The 2,482-nt window shown below is 42.3% G+C and carries 2 protein-coding genes; both read right to left on the reverse strand.

The features are described 5' to 3' along the window. The coding region (locus RAC86_RS37740) for a YqhG family protein (protein ID WP_377886861.1) at nt 1-742 on the reverse strand (742 nt) is incomplete at its 3' end. Between the two features lie 20 nt (nt 743-762). Then, nucleotides 763-2,436 (reverse strand): DEAD/DEAH box helicase, encoded by a 1,674-nt coding sequence (locus tag RAC86_RS37745; protein WP_072566541.1) that lies wholly within the window; start codon nt 2,434-2,436, stop codon nt 763-765. Nucleotides 2,437-2,482 lie beyond the last annotated feature (46 nt).

Raw genomic sequence — 2,482 nt, forward strand, 5'->3', positions numbered from 1 at the left:
CTGATATCTTTGGTTGATACAAGGCTTTCAGCGCCTGTTTTTCTAGATGATACTCTTCTGGTTTTTCTTCTATATGCTCATAAAACTTGTCAAGCAATGTCATATCATTTTTCCACCTGCTTACCGCCTGTTCTGCCCAGTCTGACGGTTCCTGCATGGCGGATTTGGCAATATAGTTTTCCATCCGCTTAAGGCCGCTTTCTGGTTTGATCATAGGCGATATAGTGAAGCAATAGTCACATATTTGAGACGTCAGTGGCAGCTGTGTCAGCTTGCTGTGAAAATCTTCAATTATGGTTCCAGAGACTAGGTGAAGACCTAGTGACAATAGCTTATCCTTTTTCATGTCGGACTGGTATGAAATCGTGACATTTATACCAAGCCAAGGCTGAAGGGGGACTTTAGCTCCGGCTGATTCAATTTTCTCATACATTCTGGTAAATCTCCCATTTTGTTTAACAGCTTTAAACATTTGAAAAAGGCGCGGTGCCCCAAAATAAATAAATTCGCCATCTAGGTCTTTTGGAGCAGATTCTTTATCTGTAATAAAAGTGATTTTCATCGGATTCGGATCGCCGCCTGTCTTCTCGCGCCAGTGCCAGTAGAAAGGGCGGTTCATGATCTGTTTGTCCATTTCAACTGTAAGCTGCACTGTCATATAGCCTGAACCTTGATCGACGATTTGGCAGCTGTTTGCCTGAAAAAAACGAAGCAGAAAATCGTGAACCTCTTGCTGTCTCACTTATAAAACCTCCTTACAGGCTAAGATCCTCTTTTTTCAGCAGGCTGCTGTTTTTTATAAGACAAAAATGAGGTTAAGTTATCCATTTTTATTTTCATTTCTTCTTCTGTTGCTGAATGGTACAAAATATCGTGCAGGTGCTCTTCAAAATTGTTCACTTGAATTTTCGTTAAAATATCATCAAGTTTGCCGACCACTTTTTCAAACAAATGAATTTTTTCATAAAGCAGCTTTAAAATATGCTCTTCCACCGTATGTTTTGTCGCCATGTTGTAAATGTGCACGTCACGCTCCTGCCCGAGCCTGTGAATTCTTCCGATTCTCTGCTCAAGACGCATCGGATTCCATGGCAGGTCATAGTTGATCATGTGATTGCAAAATTGCAGGTTGATCCCTTCGCCGCCTGCTTCAGTTGCAATCAGGACTTGGACCTTTCCGCGGAAAAGATCCTTCATCCAGTCTTTTTTCCCGCGTTTAAATCCGCCTCTGAACGGCACAGAACTGATACCGTTTTGCTGAAGAAACCATTGCAGGTAAATCTGGGTGGCCCGGTATTCTGTGAAAATGATGACCTTATCGTCTATCTTTTTGATCAGGTCAACCACTTGAAGCGCTTTAGAGTTTTGTGTCACTTGATTGATGCGGTCTATTAAAACCGAAATGGTATGTTCATCAATGGCCGGTGCTTGTTTCTCTTTTTGATCAAGCATTTTTTTCAGCGTCATATACACAGCTTCCCTGCTCGAACAGCATTCTCTTTGCAGGGTCATAATTGAGAACATGCTGGCCGGCTTATTGATGCCTTCTTTCAGGCTGGAAATTTCATCGTAAAGCGCCTGCTCTGATGGAGAAAATTCAATTGGCACTGTTTCAACATGTCGCTGTTTCCAATTCAGCCCGGTGTCATGCCGTCTGTTGCGGATCATGACTTTATTCACAAGATCTTTTAAATGCTCATGTGCTTCTAAACTGGATTTCTTTTTGGCGAACTCTTCCTGAAAGTGATTCTGACTGCCTAAATGGCCAGGCTTTAATAAGGACACTAAATTGAAAATTTCTTCGATACGGTTTTGAATTGGCGTCGCGGTAAGAAGCAGGCAATATTTTTTCACGAGATTCCGGACAAATTCATAGTTCTTCGTTTTGCTATTTTTCAGTTTGTGTGCCTCATCAATAATGACGAGATCATATGGGATTGACAGCACAATTTCACGGTGGGGCGAGCGCTTTGCAGTGTCGATTGATGAGACGACAATATCGCATTGCTCCCACACGTAGCTTTTCTTTTGTTCAACAGCCGGGATCAAAAATTTTTCCTGAAGCTCTTTGACCCACTGAGACACAAGGGAAGCGGGCACAAGGATCAAAATCTTTTTGGCTAAACCGCGAATCATATATTCTTTTAGAATCAGTCCGGCTTCAACCGTTTTCCCGAGACCCACCTCATCTGCTAAAATTGCTTTCCCGTTCATTTTTTCAACCACTTTTTGCGCTACCTCAAGCTGGTGGGGAAGCGGTGTAAAGGAAGGCAGGTATAAAGGGGCCCGTAAGCCTTCAAATTCAGGAATAGCTAATGTTTTCTGGATTTCTGCAGAGAGCTTGTACAGTTCCCAGTTCGCCCACGGGCCATCGTTTTTCAGTCTTTCAGCGAATTTTTCAGGCCATTTTGTATCGTAGATTATTTCTGGATTCATTGCTTTGAAACCGCCTTTCTTATTCTTCGATTCTTAAAATGAACAC

Source organism: Bacillus sp. LR_5 (genome assembly GCF_042709275.1).

Coding starts and splice junctions, on each gene's coding strand:
- RAC86_RS37745 (WP_072566541.1), bottom strand. CDS start 2,436: ATGAATCCAGAAATAATCTACGATACAAAATGGCCTGAAAAATTCGCT.